The sequence below is a fragment of the Nocardioides sp. genome (assembly GCF_024509035.1).
In the GTDB taxonomy this organism is placed as follows: domain Bacteria; phylum Actinomycetota; class Actinomycetes; order Propionibacteriales; family Nocardioidaceae; genus Nocardioides.
Genome location: NZ_JANINT010000181.1, coordinates 1 through 4465 on the forward strand (window position 1 = coordinate 1; position 4465 = coordinate 4465).

Sequence of the window (4465 nt, forward strand, 5' to 3'; positions counted from 1 at the left end):
AGGTCCGCGACATCGAGGTCACCTGGCACATCATGAGCCTGGCCTACCTCAACCAGGACAAGGACATCCCCGACGACTACCGGGAGTTCCTCAAGCCCGCGTGGGGCCCCGTGCGGGTGCTGATGGCCGCCGAGCAGAAGTACGGCAAGGACGTCCTGCTGCCGCTCTACACGGCGCTCGGCAACCGCTTCCATCTCGAGAAGGCCGACAAGAGCCGCGCCACCATCGAGGCCGCGCTGGAGGAGGCCGGCCTCGACCCGGCGCTCGCGGACGCGATGGACGACGCGTCGTACGACGAGGCGATCGCGCGCTCCCACCACCTCGGCATGGACCAGGTCGGCAACGAGGTCGGCACGCCCACGATCGCGTTCGAGGGCCACGCGTTCTTCGGCCCGGTGATCAGCAAGGCGCCGCGCGGCGAGGAGGCGGGCCGGATGTGGGACGCGTTCGTCACGCTCTCGGCCTACGACCACTTCTACGAGCTCAAGCGCAGCCGCACCGAGGATCTCGACTTCACCTGACCGGCAGTCCTAGCGTGGGTTCATGACGAGCCATCACGCGCAGGACAGCTGGGGAGACGACGTCCGGGTGCTCACGCGGGCGGTGGATCAGGCCGGTGACGTCCTCGACCAGGTGCACCGAGACCGCCTGAAGCGCCCGACCCCGTGCGAGGGCTGGGACGTCGCGGCGCTCGCCGACCACCTGGTCGCGGCGCCGGCGACCTTCCTCGCGATGGCGCGCGGCGAGCAGCCGGACTGGTCGGCCCGGCCCCCGCACGTCGAGGAGGAGTGGGGCCCGGCGTTCCGGGTCGCCGGCGACGACCTCGTCCACTGGTGGCACGAGAACGCCGGCGAGGCTGAGTCGAGCGCGGACATGGCGACCGCCGAGCTCGCGGTGCACTCGTGGGACCTGGCGACCGCGATCGGGTTCCCGGTCGACCGCCTCGACCCGGAGATCGCGGAGCGCGCGTTGGCGTTCCTGCAGGCCGGGCTGACGGCCGAGAACCGCGGGCCGGTGTTCGGACCCGAGCAGCCCGCCCCCGACGGCGCCGGGCCCTACGAGCGGCTGGCCGCGTTCGCCGGGCGCTCGGTCGGCTGACCTCGCCCGGAGGGCTCAGCTGCCGGCGGCACCGGCGGCCGCGGTGGTCGCCGCGACCGCGGTGATGGCCGCCGTCGAGGCCGTGATGGCGTCGCGGACGGCCTTGGCCGCCCAGTCGCCCCGGGCGATCGTCTTGGCCCGCTTGCGCACCTCGCCGGCAGTGAGGCCGTCGTGGTCGACGACCTTGTGGGGCTTGTCGATCGCGGAGAGCAGCGCGACCAGCGCGCCGGTGCGCTCGTCGGGCTCGGCCCCCTGGACGAGCGCAGCGGTGAGCTGCCGGCGCACCTCCTGCTCGTGGCTGGAGTCCACCGCCGGCCACCGGGTGCGCGGGAACAGGCCGAGCACGCGGTCGTCGTGTCGCTCGAGGAGGCCCCTCTCGGCCAGCCGGTCCGCGAGCGCGTCCTTCGTGCCCTTGCCGAGTCGCTGCACGAGGTCCTGGGCGGTGCGCGGCCGGTCCGCGATGACGTCGTACGCCGCGCGCAGCACCGGGTCCGCGGGAGGGGCGCCGGCCACGGCCCGGACCTTGGCGGAGCGCCACATGCTGGTCTTCTCCTCGACCTCGACGGCGCCGGTGATCGCGAGCTCGACGAGGAGCGCGCCGCCCAGCACGGTCTGCGGATAGGACGTCAGCGTGAGCTTGCCGCTCTCGTCGTCGAGCAGCAGGAGGAGCATGTCCTCGGCGATCAGGATCTCCACCTTGCTGACGGTAGCGCGACGGCGCCGGCGAAGCCGCTCGCCTCCCTCCCTAGGATTGGGCCCATGAGCAAGGTTCTCTCCGCCACCGCATGGCCGTATGTCAACGGCCCGCGTCACATCGGTCACGTGGCCGGTGTGTACGTGCCCGCCGACGTCTTCAGCCGGTACATGCGGATGGCGGGCCACGACGTGCTCATGGTCTCCGGCTCGGACGAGCACGGCACGCCGATCCTGATCGCGGCCGACGAGGCGGGCCTGGCACCGCAGGAGCTGGCCGACAAGAACCACCGGATCATCGCCGAGGACCTCGTGTCCCTCGGGCTGACCTACGACCTCTACACCCGCACGACCGCCCGCAACCACCACCTGGTCGTGCAGGAGCTGTTCCTGGGCGTCTACGAGAACGGGTACTTCGTCGAGCAGACGACGTACGGCGCCATCTCGCCGTCCACCGGACGCACCCTGCCCGACCGCTACATCGAGGGCACCTGCCCGATCTGCGGCTACGACGGCGCGCGCGGCGACCAGTGCGACAACTGCGGAAACCAGCTCGACGCGCACGACCTGATCGACCCGCGCTCGAAGATCAACGGCGAGGTGCCGGAGTTCATCGAGACCCAGCACTTCTTCCTCGACCTGCCGGCGCTGGCCGACGCGCTGGGGGAGTGGCTCGACGAGCGCGAGGCATCCGGCACCTGGCGGCCGAACGTGATCCGGTTCAGCCAGAACATCCTCAAGGAGATCCGGCCGCGGGCGATGACCCGCGACATCGACTGGGGCATCGCCGTGCCGCTCGAGGGGTGGCGGGACAACCCGACCAAGAAGCTCTACGTGTGGTTCGACGCGGTCGTCGGCTACCTGTCCGCCTCGATCGAGTGGGCGCGGCGTCTCGGCGAGCCGGAGCGGTGGCGCGAGTGGTGGAACGACCCCGAGGCGCTGTCGTACTACTTCATGGGCAAGGACAACATCACCTTCCACAGCCAGATCTGGCCGGCCGAGCTGCTGGCCTACGGCGGCAAGGGCACCAAGGGTGGCTCGCCGCGGGAGTACGGCGAGCTGAACCTCCCCACCGAGGTCGTCTCCTCGGAGTACCTCACGATGGAGGGCAAGAAGTTCTCGAGCTCGCGGCGGGTGGTCATCTACGTGCGCGACCTGACGAGCCGCTACCAGGTGGACGCGTTCCGCTACTTCGTCGCGGCGGCGGGTCCGGAGAACCAGGACTCCGACTTCACCTGGTCGGAGTTCGTGCGCCGCACCAACGACGAGCTCGTCGCCGGCTGGGGCAACCTGGTCAACCGCACGGCGAACCTCATCGCGAAGAACTTCGGCGAGATCCCCGCCGCCGGCGAGCTGACGGCCGAGGACCAGGCGCTGCTCGACTCCGTCGCGTTGGCGTTCGACGTCGTGGGCGACCTGATCGGTCGGCATCGGCAGAAGCAGGCGATCGGCGAGGCGATGCGCGCGGTCGCGGAGGTGAACAAGTACGTCTCCGACACCGAGCCGTGGAAGCTCAAGGGTGAGGACCAGCGCGAGCGGCTGGCGACGATCCTCCACGTCGTCGCCCAGTGCGTCGCCGACCTCAACGTGGTGCTCAGCCCGTTCCTGCCGTTCTCGGCCAACGAGGTCGACAAAGCACTCGGCGGCGCGGGCGACCTCGCCCCGATGCCGCGCCTGGAGGACGTCGAGGACCTCGACGGCGGCGCGCCGTACCCGATCATCACCGGCGAGTACTCCGGCTTCCCCGCATGGGCCCGCCGGCCGATCGCGGTCGGCACCCCCGTGGCCAAGCCGACCCCGATCTTCACCAAGCTCGACCCGTCGGTGGTCGACGAGGAGCTCGCCCGTCTCGGCGGCTGAGACGACACGGCTCAGGTGTCCCGCACCCGGCCGCGCAGCGCCTTGGTCTGGCCGCGCTGCTTCTTGGCGTCCAGGCGCCGCCGCTGCGAGCCGCGGGTCGGTTTCGTGGGGCGCCGGGGCGGGGGCGGCGGAGCGAGTGCCTCGCGGATCATCGCCGCGAGCCGCTCGCGCGCCGCGACGCGGTTGCGGTGCTGGGAGCGGTGCTCGGAGGCCACGATCCGCACCGGCGAACCGAGCCGGCCCACGAGCCGTGCGCGTTGGGCGTCGTCCAGCGCGGTCGAGGCCGACACGTCGTACTCCAGCTCGACCCGGCTGTCGGTCGTGTTGACCGACTGCCCACCCGGACCCGGCGAGCGGGAGAACCGCTCGACGAGCTCGGCGTCCGGGATGACGACCCCCGACGGCAGGCCCGGCCCCGGGGGGACCGCGAGGCTCATCCCCGCTTGCGCCACTCGATCGCCGGGCAGGTGTCCATGACCATGGCGACCCCGGCCCGGGTCGTGCGGGCGAACGCGTCCTCGTCGACGACCCCCAGCTGGAACCACACGGCCTTGGCGCCGATGGCCACCGCCTGGTCGGCGAACTCCCCGGCCGCCTCCGAGCGCCGGAAGACGTCGACGACGTCGACGGGGAAGGGGATGTCGGCGAGCGAGGCGTAGCCCTGCTCGCCCAGCACGGTCGGGGCGTCGGGATGCACCGGGACGATCCGCTTGCCGCGCTGCTGGAGCAGGGCGGCGATGGAGTACGCCGTGCGGGTCTGGTCGCCCGAGAGGCCGACCACCGCCCAGGTCTCGCAGTCGTCGAGCATGAAGCG

The 4465-nt window shown here is 71.7% G+C and carries 6 protein-coding genes; 3 read left to right on the top strand and 3 right to left on the bottom strand.

The genetic code is table 11. The annotated features are described in order from the left end of the window. On the top strand, positions 1-521 hold a 521-nt coding region (locus tag Q0L15_RS13800), incomplete at its 5' end, for a disulfide bond formation protein DsbA (RefSeq protein WP_296605025.1). A gap of 22 nt (positions 522-543) precedes the next feature. Further along, a complete protein-coding gene (locus Q0L15_RS13805) occupies positions 544-1098 on the top strand; it encodes a TIGR03086 family metal-binding protein (protein WP_296605026.1) in 555 nt (184 codons plus the stop codon). A gap of 15 nt (positions 1099-1113) precedes the next feature. Here the strand turns inward: Q0L15_RS13805 and Q0L15_RS13810 are convergent, their stop codons facing one another. After that, positions 1114-1794: a GPP34 family phosphoprotein gene (locus tag Q0L15_RS13810; RefSeq protein WP_296605027.1), complete on the bottom strand. Its 681-nt coding sequence runs from the start codon at positions 1792-1794 to the stop codon at positions 1114-1116. 63 nt (positions 1795-1857) lie between these two features. On the opposite strand from Q0L15_RS13810, the gene metG reads away from it, so the two are divergent. Further along, positions 1858-3651, top strand: coding sequence for a methionine--tRNA ligase (gene metG, locus Q0L15_RS13815; RefSeq protein ID WP_296605028.1), 1794 nt, complete (start codon positions 1858-1860; stop codon positions 3649-3651). An 11-nt stretch (positions 3652-3662) separates the two neighbouring features. Here metG and arfB read toward each other — a convergent pair whose 3' ends face one another. Together arfB and Q0L15_RS13825 are read right to left on the bottom strand one after the other, a co-directional pair. Further along, positions 3663-4088, bottom strand: a complete 426-nt coding sequence (arfB, locus tag Q0L15_RS13820) for an alternative ribosome rescue aminoacyl-tRNA hydrolase ArfB (RefSeq protein ID WP_296605029.1) — start codon at positions 4086-4088, stop codon at positions 3663-3665. Further along, positions 4085-4465, bottom strand: a 381-nt coding sequence (locus Q0L15_RS13825; RefSeq protein WP_296605030.1) for a CoA-binding protein, incomplete at its 5' end; no start/stop codon positions are given. The genes arfB and Q0L15_RS13825, both read right to left, overlap by 4 nt.

What these genes read in the sequence shown, in the direction of transcription:
- Q0L15_RS13805 (WP_296605026.1), top strand. Translation starts at nt 544, where the DNA reads ATGACGAGCCATCACGCGCAGGACAGCTGGGGAGACGACGTCCGGGTG.
- metG (WP_296605028.1), top strand. Translation starts at nt 1,858, where the DNA reads ATGAGCAAGGTTCTCTCCGCCACCGCATGGCCGTATGTCAACGGCCCG.
- arfB (WP_296605029.1), bottom strand. Translation starts at nt 4,088, where the DNA reads ATGAGCCTCGCGGTCCCCCCGGGGCCGGGCCTGCCGTCGGGGGTCGTC.